This is a genomic window from Myxococcus eversor, from assembly GCF_010894455.1.
Classification (GTDB): Bacteria; Myxococcota; Myxococcia; order Myxococcales; family Myxococcaceae; genus Myxococcus; species Myxococcus eversor.
In genome coordinates, this window is record NZ_JAAIXY010000025.1 from 50,262 (window position 1) to 69,904 (window position 19,643).

General features: G+C 68.6%; 13 protein-coding genes and 1 pseudogene. 10 read left to right on the forward strand and 4 right to left on the reverse strand.

Annotated elements, in window-relative coordinates; translation table 11 throughout:
* Positions 1-24 precede the first annotated feature (24 nt).
* The 3 genes from G4D83_RS37850 to G4D83_RS37860 all read left to right on the forward strand — a co-directional run bounded on the left by G4D83_RS37850 (position 25) and on the right by G4D83_RS37860 (position 3,092).
* The gene (locus G4D83_RS37850) at positions 25-627 is read left to right on the forward strand and encodes a sigma-70 family RNA polymerase sigma factor (RefSeq protein ID WP_163869788.1); all 603 of its coding nucleotides are present in this window, start codon (positions 25-27) and stop codon (positions 625-627) included.
* A 105-nt stretch (positions 628-732) separates the two neighbouring features.
* Positions 733-1,407 carry a response regulator transcription factor gene (locus G4D83_RS37855; protein ID WP_163869789.1) on the forward strand — a complete coding sequence of 225 codons (675 nt, stop codon included), beginning with the start codon at positions 733-735 and terminating at the stop codon, positions 1,405-1,407.
* Entirely contained in the window at positions 1,404-3,092 is a 1,689-nt protein-coding gene (locus tag G4D83_RS37860; RefSeq protein WP_240357047.1) for a sensor histidine kinase, read from the forward strand. Before G4D83_RS37855 ends, G4D83_RS37860 begins: the two co-directional genes overlap by 4 nt.
* On the opposite strand, the gene G4D83_RS37865 is transcribed toward G4D83_RS37860, so the two are convergent.
* The 3 genes and pseudogenes from G4D83_RS37865 to G4D83_RS37875 form a co-directional block, all read right to left on the reverse strand.
* A complete protein-coding gene (locus G4D83_RS37865; protein ID WP_420826691.1) occupies positions 3,080-3,940 on the reverse strand; it encodes an SMI1/KNR4 family protein in 861 nt (286 codons plus the stop codon). The two genes, G4D83_RS37860 and G4D83_RS37865, sit on opposite strands and share 13 nt — an antisense overlap.
* 3 nt (positions 3,941-3,943) lie before the next feature.
* Positions 3,944-4,318 (reverse strand): annotated as a pseudogene (locus tag G4D83_RS47345) (ankyrin repeat domain-containing protein); the annotation flags it as partial.
* Positions 4,319-4,384: 66 nt separating this feature from the next.
* Positions 4,385-4,738: a hypothetical protein gene (locus tag G4D83_RS37875; RefSeq protein ID WP_163869792.1), complete on the reverse strand. Its 354-nt coding sequence runs from the start codon at positions 4,736-4,738 to the stop codon at positions 4,385-4,387.
* A gap of 274 nt (positions 4,739-5,012) precedes the next feature.
* On the opposite strand from G4D83_RS37875, the gene G4D83_RS37880 reads away from it, so the two are divergent.
* From G4D83_RS37880 to G4D83_RS37890, 3 genes are all read left to right on the forward strand, one after another.
* Positions 5,013-6,947: a patatin-like phospholipase family protein gene (locus G4D83_RS37880; RefSeq protein WP_163869793.1), complete on the forward strand. Its 1,935-nt coding sequence runs from the start codon at positions 5,013-5,015 to the stop codon at positions 6,945-6,947.
* A gap of 130 nt (positions 6,948-7,077) precedes the next feature.
* Positions 7,078-7,773: a hypothetical protein gene (locus tag G4D83_RS37885; RefSeq protein WP_163869794.1), complete on the forward strand. Its 696-nt coding sequence runs from the start codon at positions 7,078-7,080 to the stop codon at positions 7,771-7,773.
* An 11-nt stretch (positions 7,774-7,784) separates the two neighbouring features.
* Entirely contained in the window at positions 7,785-8,738 is a 954-nt protein-coding gene (locus G4D83_RS37890; protein WP_163869795.1) for a hypothetical protein, read from the forward strand.
* A gap of 287 nt (positions 8,739-9,025) precedes the next feature.
* On the opposite strand, the gene G4D83_RS37895 is transcribed toward G4D83_RS37890, so the two are convergent.
* Positions 9,026-10,411 (reverse strand): sigma 54-interacting transcriptional regulator, encoded by a 1,386-nt coding sequence (locus G4D83_RS37895; RefSeq protein ID WP_163869796.1) that lies wholly within the window; start codon positions 10,409-10,411, stop codon positions 9,026-9,028.
* 62 nt (positions 10,412-10,473) lie between these two features.
* Here G4D83_RS37895 and G4D83_RS37900 point away from each other — a divergent pair, with 62 nt between their 5' ends.
* From G4D83_RS37900 to G4D83_RS47125, 4 genes are all read left to right on the forward strand, one after another.
* Positions 10,474-12,492 carry a serine/threonine-protein kinase gene (locus tag G4D83_RS37900; protein WP_163869797.1) on the forward strand — a complete coding sequence of 673 codons (2,019 nt, stop codon included), beginning with the start codon at positions 10,474-10,476 and terminating at the stop codon, positions 12,490-12,492.
* A 188-nt stretch (positions 12,493-12,680) separates the two neighbouring features.
* Complete coding sequence (locus G4D83_RS37905) at positions 12,681-14,783, forward strand: serine/threonine-protein kinase (protein ID WP_163869798.1); 2,103 nt, start codon at positions 12,681-12,683, stop codon at positions 14,781-14,783.
* 44 nt (positions 14,784-14,827) lie between these two features.
* Positions 14,828-16,987: a serine/threonine protein kinase gene (locus G4D83_RS37910; RefSeq protein WP_163869799.1), complete on the forward strand. Its 2,160-nt coding sequence runs from the start codon at positions 14,828-14,830 to the stop codon at positions 16,985-16,987.
* A gap of 143 nt (positions 16,988-17,130) precedes the next feature.
* Positions 17,131-19,575, forward strand: coding sequence for a serine/threonine protein kinase (locus tag G4D83_RS47125; protein ID WP_338041964.1), 2,445 nt, complete (start codon positions 17,131-17,133; stop codon positions 19,573-19,575).
* Positions 19,576-19,643: the final 68 nt, after the last annotated feature.

A 19,643-nucleotide genomic window follows, 5' to 3' on the forward strand; every position in this document is an offset into this window, starting at 1 on the left:
CGGATTGCGGTATCCGGGAAGGACATGGCGCTTCCTCCACCCTCTGCTCAGCGGGCGAGCGACCCCGCCGCCGACAGGGCCCTGCTCCAGCAGGTCGCCCTGGGCAGCGGCGTGGCCATGCGCCAGGTCTATGCGCGGTGCGCGGCCAGGGCCTTCGCGGTGATGCTGCGGCTGCTGCCCTCGCGAGCGGACGCGGAGGAGGTGCTCCAGGAGGCGTTCCTCGAGGTCTGGCGGCGCGCTCGCGACTTCGACCCGGACCGCGGCGGGCTGGAGACCTGGGTGTCGACCATCGCCCGGACGCGCGCCATCGACCGGCTGCGCTCCATGGGCACCGCCGCGCGCGTCGCCGAGGGCGCGGCCCACCACCCGCCGCCGGAGAGCGCGACGCCTCCCGCTCCGGACGAAGCGACGTCGCATGGACAGGACCGCGTGCGGGTGCGCCGGGCGATGATGACGTTGCCCCCCGAGCAGCGCGAAGTCGTCGAGCTGGCCTACTTCGAGGGCCTGTCGCAGCGGGAGATCGCCGCGCGCACGGGAGACCCGCTCGGAACGGTGAAGACCCGGGCGAGGCTCGCGTTGGAGAAGCTCGCCGCCTTGCTCCGCGACAGGCAGGCCGGCCCGGACTGAGCCGCTCCTGTTAAGGGAGTCTTAAGACTTTCGGGATACCGTCGGCTTTCATTCATCCATTCATGACGGCACCTCGGTGTCCGGGTGGGAGGAGGCGAGCGGGACATGGGGGAGCGAATCCTGCTGGTGGAGGACGACGCTCGGCTCGGCGCGCAGCTCGTCGAGCAGTTGAGGGGCGCGGGCTTCGAGGCGCTGTGGTGGACGGAGGGGCGCACCCTGCTGCCCGGGGAGCTTCCCGACGTGGGCCTGGTGGTGTTGGACCTGATGCTGCCAGGGACATACGGGCTGGACATGCTCAAGGCGCTCCGGAGCTTCTCGGAGGTGCCGGTGCTCATCCTGAGCGCGCGCAACGACACGCTGGACAAGGTGCGTGCGTTGAAGCTCGGCGCGGATGACTACCTGACGAAACCCTTCTGGCCTGAAGAGCTCATCGAGCGGGTGCGCGCGCGGCTGCGGAGGCCGGTGCTCCAGAAGGCGGATGCGGCGCTGGAGCTGGGGCCGCTGCGCGTCGATCTCCAGGCGAGAGAGGTGCGCGTGGAGGGGCGGGTGGTGGAGCTGACGCGGGTGGAGTTCGAGGTGCTCGCGGCGCTGGCGCGCAGGCCTCGTGAGGCGGTGACGCGGCAGTGGCTGGTGGAGCACGTGTTGGATCCGGAGCGTGAGGGGACGGAGCGGACGCTGGACGTGCACGTGTCGCGGCTGCGGCGGAAGCTGGCGCCGGCGCAGTGCGTGGAGACGGTGTGGGGCGTGGGCTACCGGTTGGTGGCGGGGGATGGTTCGTGAAGCTCCGCTTGCGGCTGGCGCTCACGGCGATGGCGGCGGTGCTGCCCGTCGTGGTGGCGATGGCGTACTTCCAGCAATCGTTGCGCGACAGCTCGCAGGAAGAGGTGCTGGAGGCCTCAACGCTCGCGCAGATGCAGGTGGAGCGCACCCGCTGTGAGGCCGCGCCCGAGACGTGGCGGCCGAGGCCCTCCGAGCGCCCCGCGCCTCCCGGTCGTCCACCCGGGCCCGATGATGGGCGACCTCCGCCGCCTCCGAGGAGGTCGGGGGATGGCGATGCGCGGCCACCTCGCGGGGAACCTCCGCCGAGAGCGTCGGACCTGGGCGAGGGACGTCCGCCACGCCCTGGCGGACCCGATACGTTCGACGGTCTACCACCGCCCGGACGAGGCGGTGGCCCCGACACCTTCAACGGTCCACCCCCGCCTCGCGCGGGCGGCACCGAGGACTTCGGCGGCCCACCTCCGTTGGGGCCGGATGGGCGCGCGCCGCCTCGGGTGATCTTCTTTCCCTATGACGCACAGCTCGCTTCCCGGAACCCCCGTGCACCCGCGCTGACGAAGGACATGCGGGAGGACGCACTCGAAGGGGTGACGGTCGCGCGGCGCTCGGAGCAGGACGGGCGTCGGGTCCTCGAGTTGCTCGTGCGCATGCCCTGGAACGACGGGCCCTGTGCCTATGTCCTCGCCCGTCGCATGGAGCCCCCCGGCCCCTCGTCGTCCTTCCTTCCACCGCTCAAGGACTGGAGCCTGCTCGTGTCCATCGTCGTCGCGGCGGTGGTGCTGGCCCTGGGCCCCGTGGTGCGACGCATCCGGATGCTCACCGAGGACGTGCGTGCCTCCGCGCGCAGTGGCTACGAGCAGCCCGTGTCCGTGCGCGGCGACGATGAGGTCGCCGACCTGGCCCGTGCCTTCCAGGAGGCACGCGCGGAGATTCAATCGCGGATGGCGCAGCAGGAGGCCCGTGAGCAGGGGCTGCGGGACTTCCTCGCCAACACGACGCACGACGTGATGACGCCGCTCACCGTGCTCCAGGGCAACCTGTCCGCGATGCAGCAGCGCGTCTCCCGAGGCGAGCCCGTGAACGCGGCCGAGGTGGCCTCCGCCATGAGCGAGGCGCATTACATGGCCTCACTGGTCCACAACCTCACCGCGGCGACTCGCCTGGAGGCCGGAGCGCCACACGTCCAGCGCGCGCCCGTGGACCTCAATGACGTGATTGCCCGGGTCCTCGGCAGACACCAGCCCATCGCCCGACAGCAGCGCATCTCCTTGGAGAGCGGTGTGCCCGCGACGCCCGTGCGCGTCCTCGGTGACGTGACGCTCATCGAGCAGGCCGTGAGCAACGTCGTGGGCAATGGCGTGCGCTACGGCCGCGAGGACGGACATGTCGCCGTCGTCCTGGAGAGCACTCGCGCGGGCCGCTTCGCGCTCCGGGTCATCGACGATGGGCCCGGCATCCCCGACGAGGAGCGGGCGCGCATCCTGGAGCGGGGTGTCCGAGGCAACATCGCTCGGACTCGCGCTCCGGAAGGACAGGGACTGGGCCTCCACATCGCCCACCACGTCGCGCAGGTGCACGGCTGGGCGCTGACGTTGAGCCCGTCCGAGTACGGCGGGCTCGAGGTGTGCTTCTCGGGCGAGACGCTGGCCGCCGAGAACCCACCGGAGACGGCTCAGTCCTCTTGAAGCTCGATGCGTCCGGTCTCAAGGTCTTCCAGATAGTGCTCCAGGAACTCCTCCATGGAGGGCGCGTAGGGACGCAGCGGTCCGCCGCGAATCTCCCAGCCAATCACCTGGCCACGGGTTCCCTCGGGGCCCGGCTCCAGGTCCACGCATTTGAGATTGCCCCCGCCATCCTCCACGAACGGGACCCAGCCCGGATGCCACCAGGTCCACTTCACCTTCTTCTGTGACTTGGACAGCTCATGGGGCGTGGCCTTCTTGAAGGTGCCTTTCTGCACCAGGTCCCGGAGCCCCTCCCAGCGGCTCAGGATCCGCTCCACGGGTAGCACCGCGTACTCGGCGATGGACACGCCGGGCTTTCCCGGGGGAGTCCCCCCTCCGAATCGGAGGAGGAACGCGCGGAAGTCCGACGGCAGCTCCGCCCCGAGCGCCTTCTCCAGGGCCGCGACGCGCGCCTCGGTCGCGGGGCGGGTGTTCTCGAGGCCCTGCGCATAGGTCTTGTCGCGTCGGGCGGCCCACGCGCCAATGCGCTTCCAGACGCTTTCGGCGCGATTCTCCGTGGCCTGCGCCAGCGTGGGGCTTCCTCCGGCCAGCAGGCGCTTCATCACCCGGGTGTTCCCGCGAAAGCTCGCGGTGTCGATGGGGTAGTAGCCCCGCTGACTCGTGGCCTTCGGGTCCGCCCCCGCGGCAAGGAGCAGCGTGACGGACTTCGGGTCCTCGAGATGGGCCGCGAGGTGAAGGGGATACCAGCCGCGCGCATTGGGCTTGTTCGGATTCGCTCCCGCGCGGAGCAGCGCGCCCAACACCTTCGCGGAGGGCTCTCCGAAGACTTCGTCCAGGTCGAGCGCCATGGTCAGCGCCGTGTTTCCATCCGAATCCGTGGTGGTGAGGTGGACGTCCGCGCCCTTGGCGATGAGCCGCTCGAACGCCCTGACGTTTCCGTAACGCACGGCCTGCATCAACGCGGACGAGCCATGGGAGTCGACCGCGTCCACCCGCGCGCCATGCTCCAGCCAGCCCCTTCACGTCCGCGCCGCGTCGAGCAGCAGGCGGACGATGTCGACGTCATTCTCGGAGCACGCCGTGTGGAGCACGGAGTCGCCCTTGGCATCGCGCGTGTCGGGGCTGGCCCCGTCCGCCAGGTGCCTGGCCACCGCCTTGGCGTTCGACTTCTCGACGGCGGACAGCAGCGCCACATCCAGCTTCGACCACTTCTTCTTGGGTGACATGGAGCGCTCCGGAGCCGTCGTCCTCCTCAACGGAGGCCGGCTGGAAATGTCGCGGAGGAAACGGCGTCAGGAGAAGCGCGCGAGGAACGCGGCGAGCACCGGTCCACCCCGACGTGCTTCCTCCGGGGAGCCTGGACCGCCTTCGCGGAGCTGGGCGCGCAGGTCCTCGAGCGCCGGCTTCATGGCCTCGAATTCGGACAGGGCCTGCTCGGCGTTGTCGAAGAAGCGGTGGTGGAGGAGCCAGCCCGTCACGGAGCAGGTGAGGGCGTGGAAGGAGCGCGAGTCATCCACCTCGTAGGTGAGGCGGAGCTGGCCCTCCTGCTCTTCATCCCGAGCGATGGTGCCGCCCTGCGAGCCCATCCACCCCAGGGACGTGCCACCGTCATAGGCCGTCCAGTTCGAGCCTGGCTGTCGCGACATGGGGTCTCCTCGGGTGCCTGGGTTGTTGCTCCAGCGCCCAGTGTTTCATGACCCGAGTGGCCGAGGTGGCGCTTCGCGGGTGAATCGAGGCCCGGACAGAAGGCCCGTCGCTGGCATTCGCGACCCGCGCGTGGGTTGCGCGTCCCCGGACGCTGGCCCACGTTTTCGGAAGGTTCCCCTGGCTGACGCCGTGCCGCCGGAGGGGGCGGGTCTCGCGTTCAATCCGTCACGAGCGTGAGGCACCTGGTCGAGTCGAGACGAGGGGGCCCGCGTCATGCCAGTCGAACCGTCCAATCCATCCGGGCGCCGGGCGCTCGCCATCCTCTCCGCGATTCTCATCGCGGTCGCGGCGGAGCTGTACCTGTCCGTGCTGGTGGGACAACGCTTGTCCCCGCTGCTCGTCCTCGCGCTCGTGTGCCTGGTCGGTGGGGTGCTGGTGTTCGGCTACCTCCTGCTCACGGAGCGGGGGGCCTGGGAGGTGTCGAGCCGCAAGGCCCCCTGGAAGTGGCGGCGTGAGGACGGCCTGCGGCCAGAGCAGCGCGCTCTCGAACCGCCGCCCCCCGAAGACATCACCGCGCGGGCCTCCGACACGGAGCTGGAACGCGCGTCCCATTCGGAAGTGGTTGATGCGACGGAGGAGCGGAGGGGTGGGCCGGTGGACACGCTCGGCCCACGGAAGCGCGCGCTCATCCTCGTGGGCGGTGGACTGCGCGCGGCCTGGCAGGCGGGAGCGATTCGCGCACTGGAGGATGCGGACCTCGGCTTCCATTTCGCGGATGCGACGTCCGCGGGCTCCCTCAACCTGGCGATGTTGTTGTCCGGCGTGTCACCCGGCGAGGCGTGCGCGCGGTGGCGGACCTTGTCAGTGGAGGACTTCCTGTCCCATGCGGCCCCGAGGAAGTCACTGGACGTGCTCCATGTCGAGCCGCTGGGGGACCCGGAGAAGGTCCTCCAACGCGTCTTCCCCCACCTGGGAATCGACTTGTCGGCCATCCGCGCCAGCTCACTCGTGGAGGGCACGTTCCACGTCTGTGACTTCGCGCGGAAGACAGACATGGCCATCCCCCATCGGGAGCTGGACAAGGAGCTGCTTCTGGCGGCCATCTCGCCGCCCATCCTCATGCCCCCGGTGGAGCGGGAGGGCAGGCTCTATACGGATGCGCTGTGGACGCAGGAGACGCACCTGCTCGAGGCCGTGCGCCGGGGAGCGAACGAGCTGTGGGTGTTGTGGTGCGTGGGCAACACGCCCGTCCGTGACGATGGCCTCTTCGAGCAGTACGCCTATCTCGTGGAGATGAGCGCCAACGGCGCGCTGTTCGCACAGCTTCGTGTCATCGAGGACATCAACGCGCGAATCGAAGCGGGCGAAGTCGTGCTGGGCCACCGGCGCCCCATCGCCGTGCATCTCATCAAGCCCGAGCGTCCGCTCGCGCTCGACCCGGACCTCCACGCGGGTCGTGCCACCGCCGCGGCCCTCATCGACATGGGGTACTCGGACACGTGGCGCTATCTCGACGTGTGTGGCGCTCGAGGCCTGCCGCTCACCCCGGAGATGACCCGGACCACGGAGCCCTCACCCGACCTGACCTTCGTCGAGTCGCTCACGGGGCGGTTCACGCTCGGCGTCACGGACCCGACGGAGGGCGCGCTGCATCCGGAGGCCCAGACGATGACGGTCCACTGCACCATCAGCGTCAGCGGCCTGGACGCCTTTGTCAGTGACGTGAAGTGTTCGGCGAGGCTGGTGGCGCGGCTGAGCTTCGCGCCGTTCGGCGAGGACCTGCCGGTGCGGCGTGGAAGCTTCAACATCTTCCGGCCCCCGGAGACACCCGGCACGCGGGTGATGGCCTATGGACTGCGGTTTCCGCATCAAGGGCGCGACTACTTCCTGGCGGGGACGAAGGTCGTCGTCGACCGGAAAGAAGAGGATGCGTGGAAGGGCTCGACGCGGCTTTTGTGCCAGCTCCATGAGGGCATGAATGCCCAGGGGCCGGTGGTGGGCGCCGGTGTGCTGACGCTGGGAGTGGGCCAGTTCCTCTCGCTCATCTCCAGCATGCAGCCCGCTCGACGAGAGGGCGCGGGGACGTTGGCAATGGACCGCTTCGGCCGGTTCTTCCTGGGGCCGCTGTGGGAACAGTACGCACCACGCGCTCAATGGGGAACATCCCGCGAGATGGTGCTGGAATCGCACTCTCGGGCCCAGGCTTGAGGACGTGGGCATGTTCGACCCAGGTGGGGGAGGGTGCCCGGGAGCGGACAACTGGATGGCGATATGCGCCATCCGAGAACAGTGCATGGAAGCACCGTTTGTGTGTCGCTCACCAACGGCCTAACCTCCCATGTCCATGAAGGCGATCCTCGTCTCCCTCTTCCTGTTGGGCTCCACTCCCGAAGCCACTCCTCCGGTGCTGTCGCCGGACGCGCTCGCGGCGCCGCCCGTTTCCAATGACTCTCCAACGGCGTGGGCGTGCACCATCGACACGCTTCGCGAAGGCAAGGAGTGTGTCTTCGAATCCGACGCCACGGCCAGCGCGGCCACCACCGAACAGGACACGGCGAACCGCAAGCTGCTCAAGGACATCTCCCGCGCGCTGTGCACGGAGTCCGTGGGCAACGCCCGCGACGGTCGCACCGACGCGACGCTCATCTCGCTGTGTGAGCGCCGCTATCTCACCGCGGCCGACCAGTGCGGACTCGGAGGCAACTCGCCCATCGTGGACGCGAAGGGCCGCTTCGCGCCGGGTGCCAGGACCTGCTACCGGGGCCTGTCCAGTGTCCTCCAGGAAGTGCAGCTCATGGCCACCGTGGCCGCGCCGTGCTGTGAGTGCGCCGCGCGCAAGGGCTGCCCCGGAGCGGCGGACCGGTGCTACGCGGACGTGTCCCAGCAACAGACCTCTCCCGCGACGCTCGCGTGCCTGAGCGAGCGCTGCGAGGACGCATGCTCCGTCGCGCTGCCCGCGCAGTCGGGAGCCTCCTCCGCGCCCACCGCCCATGAGCGGCAGCGCTCCTCGCGTTCCGGTTCCGCCTCGCTCTAGGAGTCAGCTCCATGCGCCACCATTCTTGGCCTCTTTCGACCTGGGCCCTGTTGGGCTCGCTCGCCGCCGGTTGCGGCGCGTCGCACTCCCACGTCACGTGGACGGAGGCCTCGCCTCGCGAGGAGGCCCCCCTCGTGACGAGCGCGCCGGAGGCCCCGCCGCTCCGCGCGTCGGCCGACCCCAAGGCCTTCGCCGCGCGCTATCCCAATCCGGCGCTGTGTGAGGCCGCCGCGCGCCGGCTCCAGGCGGAGTCGCGCGACGAGGGCTGGGCGGCGCTCAAGGCCTGCATCGAGCTGACGCCCTTCACCCAGATTCGCGCGCTGCTGGGAGGCGCCTGGGCTCAGGACCTCAGCGTGCGTCCCGACGCGGCCTCGCTCATCGCGCGCGTCGTCGCCCAGCGCGGAGGCAGCGTGTCCGGCGAGCTTCAGTATCTCCAGGAGCGCAAGATTCCCATCTTCTCGCTCGCGTCCGCGGTGGAGCGGCCCGACACGTACAAGGGCCGCTACGTCATGCTGCGCGCGCGCGTGGCGGATCAGCGCTCGGAAGGGGAGAAGCCCACCGTCTGGCTGGTGGAGCACACGCTGGCCTCGGTGGAGACGAACGCGCCGGTGGGCCTCGGTGAGACGTACGATATCTCCAGCATCTCTTCCGGGGACATGGGCGGGCAGACGCAGCTCACCGGGCCGGGGCAGTTGGGTGGCAGCGTGAGCACGCGGGAGCGCAGCAGCGTCACCACGACGCGCAAGCACTACGACAACATCTCCGACGAGACGGGCCGCGAGGCCCTGGGCAGGCTGCAGGGCGCGGATCCATTCCTGGAGGCCCGCCGCGACTACGTGTTCCTGGCGCGTTTCGACGGGGTGCGGCTCACGTCGGGCGGCACGGACGATGACGCCGAGGCGCCGCGCATCCCGGTGCTGACCATCGTCAGCTACCACTCGCCGCAGGCGCTCGTCGTCTACTGAAGGCCCCGGCGCTCCCGGCGCCGATAAAAAACGAGGCGCCGGGAACAGGTCCCGACGCCTCGCCTGGGGAGCTGGCCCCGCGCCAACCCCACCTGATTCGAAAACCCTCGGAGATACGGCAGGGCTTCAGCCGGTAGACCCCAGCACGTCGGGGTCGGCCACGGCTCCTCGTGGATTTCTTCTACCCGCGAGCGGGTTTGCCTGTGCGGTCGGGTGGGTGGAGGAAGGCGCGCGTGGGCCTACCGGGGCCGAGCACCGCTCACGACAGGCGAGAGCTTCCCGTCGACTCAGGGGCTGCCCGAGTCCAGCCCGTGCTTGCGCAGCAGTTTGCGCAGGTAGACGCGATCAATCCCCGCCTCGCGCGCGGCGCGCGACACGTTGCCTTCGCAGCGTTCGACGAGGTTGCGCAGGTAGTCGCGCTCGAAGCCCTCGATGAGCTGCTCCTTGGCCTCCTTGAACGGCAGGTCGAGCGTCAACGACTGCGTCGACTCCGGGTCCTCCTGCCGCGGAGGCACCGGCGCGGGCACGTCCGGGAGGTCCATGTCCGGCAGGGCCTCTTCACCCAGGCTCACCACGCGGTCCACCACGTTGCGCAATTCGCGCACGTTGCCGGGCCACGGGTACTGCGTCAGCAGCGCGCGGGTGACGTCCGACAGCGCGCTGGGCGGCTTGCCCAATCGCGACAGCACGGTGTCGATGAGCAGCGGGATGTCCTCGGGACGCTCACGCAGTGCCGGCAGGACGACGCGCAGCACCGCGAGCCGGTGGAAGAGGTCGCCGCGAAAGCGGCCCTGCTTCACCGCGCCCTCCAGGTCCTGGTGCGTGGCGGCCACGACTCGCACGTTGAAGGTGCGGTAGTCATTGGCGCCCACGCGCTTCACCTGTCGGCGCTCCAGCACGCGGAGCAGTCGCGGCTGCACCTCCAACGGAAGCTCTCCGACTTCATCCAGGAAGAGGGTGCCCCCGTGAGCCCGCTCGAAGGCCCCTGCGCGATCAGCCTGGGCCCCGGTGAAGGCGCCCTTCACATGGCCAAACAGTTCGCTTTCGAGCAACTGCGGCGGAATGCCCGCCAGGTCCGCGATGATGAACGGCCCCTTGTTGCGGGGGCCGTGTGTGTGGATGGCCTCCGCGCACAGCTCCTTGCCGGTGCCCGTGTCGCCTTGAATGAGCACGTCGGACTCGCCCTGGGCCAGTCGCTCCAGCAGCGTGAAGACCTCTCGCATGCGCCGGCTGTTGCCGACCAGTCCTCCGAAGCTGCTGCGAGAGGAGAGGGGAAGCGCCTTCGATTTCTCACCCTCCGGAACCAGCTTGAGCTCCGTGGTACCCAGGGTCAGGGTGGCCCCTGGACGAACCTCCAATTCGGAGAAGCGCATTCCCTCGCAGAAGGAGCCATTGCGTGATCCAGGGTCCACCGCGCGCACACCGTCCTCCCGGACTTCCAGGAGCAGGTGTTGCCGGGACACGGCGCGATCCGGCAGGACGATGTCCGCGGTGGCTTCCGAACCCACGCGATAACGCCCGGGGGCCAGCGGGTACACCTTGCCGGCGTCCGGCCCGGACAGCACCGCCAGCTTCACCCTGAAGCGGGGGCTCCGGAGTGCCGGCAGGGCATCGGTTCGAACCAGCGCGTCATCCCCGTCCTCGTCTCCCAGACTCGCCACGGCGCGCAACATAGCACACAGGGAGACCCAGGAAGTTCGGGCTCCCTGGAATGTGGGGTAGGTTGCGGATTGATATGGCCTTGCAGCCCGGCGACAAGTTCGGCCGATACGAGCTGGTGTCCTGGCTTGGTCGGGGGGGAATGGCGGAGACGTGGCGTGCCCGATGGATGGGCGACGCTGGCGTCACCAAGTCCGTTCTCATCAAGAAGGTGCTTCCCGAGTTCGCCGAGGACGACGCCTTCATCTCGATGTTCATCAACGAGGCGCGCATCTCCGCCACGTTGTCCCACGGCAACATCGCCCAGGTCCTCGACTTCGGGCGGGTGGAAGGCCAGTACTATCTGGCGATGGAGCTGGTGGATGGACAGCCGCTCCACCACGTCCTGAAGCGCGCGGTGAAGACGGGCCTGCAGCGGATGCCCATTCCCCTGGCCGTCTACATCGCCCTGGAGATGTGCCGGGGCCTGCACTACGCGCACACGCGCACGGATGACAAGGGCAAGCCCCTGGGCATCGTCCACCGCGACATCTCTCCGGACAACGTCCTCATCAGCTACGAGGGACAGGTCAAGATCGTCGACTTTGGCATCGCCAAGGCGGAGATGGCGCGCAACTTCAAGACCGAGCCCGGAGTGGTGAAGGGCAAGTACCACTTCTTCTCGCCCGAGCAGGCGCGGGGAAAAGAGGTGGATGCTCGCACGGATGTCTGGGCCACGGGCCTGGTGTTGTACGAGCTGCTGTGCGGGCAGCGCCCCGTCACCGGGACTCAGGCGGCGGTGATGATGCGCATGGCGCACGGGGAGTTCCCCTCACCCCGAGAGGTGCTCCCGGACCTTCCCGTCGAGTTGGATGAGCTCGTCATGAAGGCGCTGTCGGTGGACATCGAGGCGCGCTTCGAGTCGGCGAATGCATTCGCGGATGCGCTGGCGCAGTTCCTCTATTCGCATGCGCCCCGGTTCTCGACGATGAACCTGGCATACCTGGTCCGGGTGCTGTTCCGGGGAGACATGGCGGTGGAGGGGAGGGAGCTGTCGGTCCCCACCTCGTTCATCGACGAGCTGACGGTGTGGCGTGCGAGCGGGGCGCCGCCGGAGGTACCTGCGAAGAAGGAGCTGGCGAAGGAGGCCTCTTCCCGGGCCGAGACGGAGATGGAGCTGGATTTGAAGCCGGGTGCACAGCGGCCCACGCGCAAGCTGTTGCTGGCGACGGGGGCGGCGGACGACGCCCATCCCACGGTGGAGGCCCTGGAGTCGCACCGGCCCGCGACGAGCACGTCAACGCGTGGCGGCATGATGGGCTGGGGCGCGATGGCTGCGTTCGCTGCGGTGCTGGTGATTGTCTTCGGCACCTTCTATGCGTACGTCATCGCGCCTCCGAGAGCAGGGGGGCCACCCCCGCTGCCCTTGTCGAAGCTCGGACCGCGGGCTTCGGACGCTCCCGATTCACCGACTCCTCTTCTTGTCCGCCCGGAAGAAGATCCCCCGGGCGCGACCAAGGATGACGTGCGTCATGCCCGGAGATTGCTCGAGCGAGGCGATTACCAGTCGGCCTCCGCCATGGCGGAGAAGTGCCTGACTCTGGTGACGAACCATCCGGACTGTCTGTTCATCGCCGGTGCCAGCATGGCGCGCATGAAGAAGTTCGACGTGGCCGTCCAGCGATATCAAAGCCTCGCCACGAACCACCCCGGTCATCCTCTCGCGGGGGTGACTCGAACGTTGATAGAAGAGTACGAGCGGAAGCACGCGGAACAGGTGGCCTCCGCGCCGAGGACGACCTCCGAAAGCGCGCCATTGGACGCACACGATGTCGCGATTGTCGATGAGTGGGTCACCAAGTCGCGTGCACTCATCAAGAAGCAGAAGTACCGGGAGGCCGCGGCGATGGCCGAGCAATGTCTCAAGGTGTTCCCCTCGGTTTCCGACTGCCATCTGCTGATGGGGATCGCCAAGGCCCGGTTGGACAAGGTCGATGAGGGGGCCCGTCACTATCGACGGTTTCTCGAGCTGGCTCCGTCAGACCATCCCGCCCGAGGCGAAGTCGCCACGCTCCTCAAGCACTATGAGGACAGCAAGCGCGGGGGACGTTATTGAGGGACGGGTTCTCGCCGTCCGGCTGGGTGCTGCCCAGCGAGGCTTCCGAGCCCTCGCGGTACCGTCCGAGCACCGGCAGGCCTTTTGGACCAGTGCGTCATGCCCGGCCCGGCCACGGTGCACAACCGTCCACAGGGAGACCCATGAAGTTCGGGCTCCCAGGAAACTGGGGTAGGTTCCAGCTCGATATGGCCTTGCAGCCCGGCGACAAGTTCGGCCGATACGAGCTGGTGTCATGGCTCGGTCGGGGGGGAATGGCGGAGACCTGGCGCGCCCGGTGGGTGGGCGACGCCGGCATCACCAAGTCCGTCCTCATCAAGAAGGTCCTCCCCGCGTACGTGGAGGATGAGGCCTTCATCTCGATGTTCATCAACGAGGCGCGCATCTCCGCCACGCTGTCCCACGGCAACATCGCCCAGGTCCTCGACTTCGGGCGGGTGGGCGGTGAGTACTTCCTGGCCATGGAGCTGGTGGACGGGCGGCCGCTCCACCACATCCTGAAGCGCGCCGCGAAGACCGGCCTCAAGCAACTGCCCGTCCCCCTCGCGGTCTACATCGCCCTGGAGATGTGCCGGGGCCTGCACTACGCGCACACCCGCACGGACGACAAGGGCTCGCCCCTGGACATCGTCCACCGGGACATCTCTCCGGACAACGTCCTCATCAGCTACGAGGGCCAGGTCAAGATCGTCGATTTCGGTATCGCGAAGGCGCAGATGGCGCGCAACTTCAAGACCGAGCCCGGCGTGGTGAAGGGCAAGTACCTGTTCTTCTCGCCCGAGCAGGCGAGGGGACGCGAGGTGGACGCCCGCACGGATGTCTGGGCCACGGGGCTGGTGCTGTATGAGCTGCTCTGCGGGCAGCTCCCCGTCACCGGAACGCAAGCGGTGGTGATGATGCGCATGGCGCACGGGGAGTTCCCCTCACCCCGAGAGGTGCGCCCGGACCTGCCCGTCGAACTGGATGACATCGTCATGCAGGCGCTGGCGGTCAAACTCGATGAGCGCTTCGAATCGGCGAATGCGTTCGCCGACGCGCTGGCGACGTTCCTCTACGCCCACGCGCCCCGGTTCTCGTCGATCAACCTGGCGTACCTGGTCCGGGCCCTGTTCCGGGAGGACATGGCGGAGGAGGGACGCGAGCTGACCGTGCCGCCCTCGTTCATCAATGAGCTGACGGTGTGGCGTGCGAACGGGGTGCCGCCCGATGCGCTGACGCAGAGGGATCGGGGAAGGGTGGTCTCCTCGCGCTCCAACAAGGCGCTGGATCCTGACCAGAAGCCGGCGCCCAGGCGGTCGACGCGCAATCAGGTCCCCGTCGCGCCGGCGGAGGCCGCCAAGGCCGCGCAACCCGAGGCGACGGAGACGCCGAAAGCCAGTGGAGGGCTCCTGGGCTGGGGGGCGATGCTGGGGGGCGTGGCGGTGCTGGGGATCGCCGCTTTTGTGACCTACACGTACCTCATCGCCCCCAACATCCCCGCCGCGGGACCGCGCCCGCTGCCCGCATCGAGGCCCGGGCCGGGGATACCGCTTCGTCCCGTCACCCCGGACGAGAATCCCCCGGGCGCCACCAAGGCGGATGTGCAGAAGGCGCGCGCGGAGATAGAGCAGGGCGATTATGAGAAGGCCTCCGCCCTGGCGGAGAAGTGCCTGGCCGTCGTGCCGGACCATCCGGATTGCCTCATGATCTCCGGGGCCAGCCTGGCCCATCTCGAGAAGTTCGACGTCGCCGCGCGGCGCTATCAACGCCTCGTCGAGAAGCACCCCGGCCATCCCTTCGCCAAGACAGCGCGGACGCTGAGGCTGGAGTACGAGCGGAAGCACGAGCAGCAGTCCGAACAGGCCCAGGCCGATGCACCCGCGGCGCCACCCGTCGAGAGCCCGTCGACGACCACTCTTCCCGCCAATGTCACCGAACAAGGGAAGTCCCCCGACGTGAACGCCGAATCAAGGAGGCCCAAGATCTCCGACCTCCTCGGCAAGAAGGGCGGAATGACGTCGGAGAATGGCACGCTGTCGATGTCCGGTGTGTGGGTCATCCGGGCCAAGGACTTCATCACGAAGAAGAAATACCGCGAGGCAGTCGAGGTGGCCGAGGAGTGCGTCGCGACGTTCGCCACGACGCCGGACTGTCACCTGATGTTGGGTATCGCCAAGGCGCGGTTGAACAAGAACGTCGATGCGGCCAAGAGCTATCGCCGGTTCCTGGAGCTGGCTCCTCCCGACCATCCGAACCGCGAGGAGATCGAGAACATCGTCAAGGTCTACGCGGGGACCAAGAAGAGCCGGTGAGCTGAACTCCCCTGTCCTCCGGTAGGACCCTCGACAGCCCAGCCATGGCCCAGGACCGCAACGCACGCTTCGGTCGGTACGAACTCCTGGCCCTGCTGGGGCGTGGAGGCATGGCCGAGACGTGGCGCGCGCGACTGGTGGGCGCGGCGGGCGTCACCAAGCCCGTCCTCATCAAGAAGGTCCTCCCCGAGTTCGCGAACAACGAGGACTTCATCTCGATGTTCGTCCGCGAGGCCCGCATCTCCTCCACGCTGTCCCACGGCAACATCGCCCAGGTCTTCGAGTTCGGCCGCGTGGACGGCCAGTACTTCCTCGCGATGGAGTTGGTGGATGGCCAACCCCTCTACCGCGTGCAGAAGCGCGCGGCGAAGCTGGGCCTGTCGCAGTTGCCCGTCCCCCTGGCCACGTACATCGCCCTGGAGCTGTGCCGGGGGCTGCACTACGCGCACACGCGCACGGATGACAAGGGCACGGCCCTGAACATCGTCCACCGGGACATCGCGCCGGACAACGTCCTCATCAGCTACGAGGGTCAGGTCAAGATCGTCGACTTCGGCATCGCCAAGGCGCGCATGTCGCAGACCTTCAAGACCGAGCCGGGCATCGTGAGAGGGAAGTACCTGTACTTCTCTCCCGAGCAGGCCAAGGGCCACGAGGTGGACGCCCGCTCCGACGTCTGGTCCACGGGCCTGTTGCTGTACGAGCTGCTCTGCGGACAGCCCCCCATCACCGGCACGCAGGCCGCGGTGATGCTGCGCATGGCCTATGGCGAGTTCCCCTCGCCGCGACAGGTGCGAGCAGACCTTCCCGTCGCGCTCGATGAGCTGATCATGAAGGCGCTGTCGGTGGACCTGGGGAGCCGCTACGAGTCAGCGAATGCCTTCGCGGATGCACTGGCCGGCTTCCTGTACTCGGTGTCTCCGCCGTTCTCGACCATGGACCTGGCGCACCTGGTCCGGGTGCTGTTCCAGGAGGACCTCACCGAAGCGGGCCGCTCGCTGTCCGTGCCTCGCACCTTCCACGACGACCTGGCGGCCTGGCGCGCCCATGCCGCGAAGTCCCGCCCACCCCCGAAGACGCCTCCCGTTCAAACCGAGGAGCTTCCGTCCGCCCGGGACACCGCGCCTGCCTCGCCCCAGGACCCGGGGCGCAAGCGCAGACAATCGGAGGTCATGATTCCCTTGTCGGAGCGGCCCACCCAGCTCCACCTCGATGGCGCCACGGAGCTGCAACTCGAGAGCATTCCCCAACCCCGGCGCTGGAAGCGCATCGCGGCCCTCGCCGGGGGTGGCGTGGTCCTCGCGGGCCTCTGCTGGGGCGCCATCCTGGCGAGGAGCCCGTCCACGTCGTCCACGGGCTCGCCCGGCTCGGACGTGCGGGGCCGCTCGGAGCCCGGTGCGCTGCGTCCTCCCATCGTCATCCAGTATCCGGTGAAGGAGTTCCTGCTCGAGGCCGACCGCGACGTCATCATCGTTCCGCGGAGCCACAGGTCCTTCGGGCCGCTCAATCCCCAGAACACCTACGTCCTCTCCGACCTGAGTGCCGTCAAGCTGGGAGAGCCCGCCGTCCTCAGCCCCTCCTCGAGCGGGACTCCCACGGTCTTCTATCTCCTGTCCGGCGAGGCCTCGCGCCTGCCCGAGCAGGCCCGACTGGGAATGCTCTCCGGCGACCCCAGGACCTTCGAGAGTGTCCGCGAGCTGGCGATCTTCCGGCTCGGCCCCGGCAGCACCGAGGCGATGTCCGAGCGCTACCTCCGCATGACCGGAGCCGACGGCGCTGATCCGCAGTCACTCGTCTTCCACCCGGATGGGGAGGGACTGCTGTTGAAGCGCGCGCTCGTCCTCAAGGGGCTCGACCCGATGTCGACCTACACGCTCAATCTGGAGGCGACCGCCCAGGGCGCGTTCCTTCATGGGCGCGAGGCGGGCCCCGCCACCACGGTGGCCTGCGCGCAGTGGCTGCCGCCTCCCGAGGAGAATCCCTCCCTGCGGACGAGTCCCAGGGACCCGGACGCACTGATCCTCCAGTTCCTGCTCCGACAAGGAGAGGAGCGCCGCGTGCGGGGCGTCCTGGGACTGATGTGTGGCTTCGTCGACGACGGCGCCGATGGCAACTCGGGCGCGCTCCTCGTGCGCATCGACGCGGAGGCTCCGCCCAAGCGGCCTCCCCCCAGGAAGCCTCGCAACACGGACGCCACGCCCTGAGGGGCCGCCCTTTCGTGAGTGCCCTCCAGAACACTCACAACCGAACAACGCAGGGCACCTCCTGATGGAAATCGGGGGCGGATCAGGGCCGAAATGACGGCACGACGACGACACGCGCCGAGCGCCCGTCACGGGTTGCCCCCATGCCCCCTGATCCACATGAGAACCTTGGTCGCTACGAGCTCCTCACCCAGCTGGGCCGGGGTGGAATGGCGGAGACGTGGCGCGCCAGGCTGGTCGGCGCCGCGGGAATCACCAAACCGGTCCTCATCAAGAAGGTCCTCCCGCAGCACGCCCACGACGAGGACTTCATCGAGATGTTCATCAGCGAGGCGCGCATCTCCGCCACGCTGTCGCATGGCAACATCGCCCAGGTCTTCGACTTCGGACGGATGGAGGGTCAGTACTTCCTGGCCATGGAGTTGGTGGATGGGCAGCCGCTCCACCGCATCCTGAAGCGCGCGGCGAGGACCGGGCTCAAGCAGATGCCCATTCCGCTGGCGGTCTACATCGCCCTGGAGATGTGCCGGGGACTGCACTACGCGCACTCGCGGACGGACGAGAAGGGCGAGCCCCTGCACATCGTCCACCGCGACATCTCTCCGGACAACGTGCTCATCAGCTACGAGGGCCAGGTCAAGATCGTCGACTTCGGCATCGCCAAGGCGCGCATGCTGCGCAACTTCGACACCGAGCCGGGCGTGGTGCGAGGGAAGTTCCTGTACTTCTCTCCGGAGCAGGCGAGGGGCCGCGCGGTGGACGCCCGCACGGATGTCTGGGCCACGGGGCTGGTGCTGTACGAGATGCTGTGTGGCCAGCTCCCCGTCATCGGGACGCAGGCGGCGGTGATGTCGCGGATGGCCCACGGGGAGTTTCCTTCACCTCGTGAGGTGCGCGCGGAGCTGCCGTCCGCGCTGAATGAACTCGTGATGCGGGCGCTGTCCGTGGATGCCTCGCTTCGCTACGAGTCGGCGAATGCCTTTGGCGACGCGCTGGCCGCGTTCCTCTATCCCTTCGCGCCCCGGTTCTCGCCCATGAACCTGGCGTATCTCGTCCGTGAGCTGTTCAACCCGGACCTGCTCCAGGAAGGCCGCGAACTCACCGTGCCTCCCACCTTCGTCGAGGAGCTGAGTGCCTGGCGGGGAGTGGAGCCCGCTGCGCCTGTTCCCCCTCCCGAGCGGCGACGGACTCCGGGCCCCGCGCCCGCCTCATCCAAGGTGTCCCTCCCGAAGCGAGATGCGCTCCTGGCCCCCACCATGCGCATGCCCGCCGTCGCGAGCCCCCGGAAATCCCCCGCGTGGGCTCGACTGGCGCTGATCCTGGGCGGTGGGCTGCTCGTGCTCGTGGGCGTCCTTCACGACGGGCCCTCGACCGAGGAGGCGGCGCTTCAGCCCCCTCCTGATGACGGCGCTTCGCGGCTCGCGCGGTACCCGGAGCCGGGTGTCGTGGCCCCCCCCGGGGACTCGACACTGAAGGGCGCTGCCCCGGAGGTGGCCGTCGCGGGGGAGAGGTCCGCTCCAGGGGCCGGTCCCGAGGGCGCCAGCGAGGCCGAGCCCATTCCGGCATATCCCGCGATGACCACGTTCCGACTGGACTCCCGGCTCCATGTGCTGCGCGTACACGCGGACCTGGTTGCCTTCTCGCCGCTGGATCCGCTGGCCACCTACCGCCTCTGGGGAACGAACCCCATGGAGGGGGTGCCCCAGTCGTCCGCCATCCTGGAGCCTTCACCGAGCAGGGAGCTTCCGGTCTTCTTCCTGAGCTCCGGTGACTCCGTGCCCCCCGAGTCGCGCATGGGCACCGTCTCCCCTCGTCCCGTCTCCATCAGGGGCCCGCGGTCCATCATGCTGTTCACCCTGGGAGAGCCGACCAAGGACGACCTCGCGTCTCACACCGTCTACCTCAGGGAACTCAAGTCGAACACGGATCGTCGCTTCACCTTCCATCCCGAGCCCATGCGCATCTCCGGTCGCACGGGATTGCTCATCCGGGGCCTGGACCCGCGGCAGACCTATGGTTTGTCATTCAATCCGGTGGGGAAGGGCGTCTTCCTGCGCGGCCCAGGCGAGGGGCCCACGAGCCAGGTGGCCTGCCTCGAGTGGGATCCCCGGTCCACGACAAAGGGCCCGGTTTCGCGCGCCGCCACCGCCGGGAATCCCTTGCAGTTCCTCCTGACTCAGGGGCGCGACGTGAAGGTCCGGGGCATCCAGGGCCTGCGCTGCGGCTTCATCGACGATGCCGCCTTCGACAACGAGGGTGAGGCCGAGGTGAGCATCACCGCCTGGGAGCCCAGGCGCGCGAGGAGTCAGGGCGGCCAGGGGAACTTCCGCGTGCAGGAGGCCACGCGCCTGGCCACCCAGGCGCAGCGACTGGCCCGGTCTGGACAGCACCACGACGCGTTCCTCCTGGCCGAGGACTGTCTCTCCAACGTTCCGGAGCAGCCCGACTGTCTGCTCCTCTCCGGGGCCATGCAGCAGAGACTGGGCCGGATGGATGGCGCCCTGGATCGGTATCGCACCTTCGTCCAGCGCTACCCCAGCCATCCCCAGGCCGCCACGGTGACGACGTTCCTCAAGAGCCGGCAATAGACACCGCCCGGGGCCGCCGCTCATCGGCCGATTGGCTGACATTGAGTCCCGCATTCACGGAGCCCCCT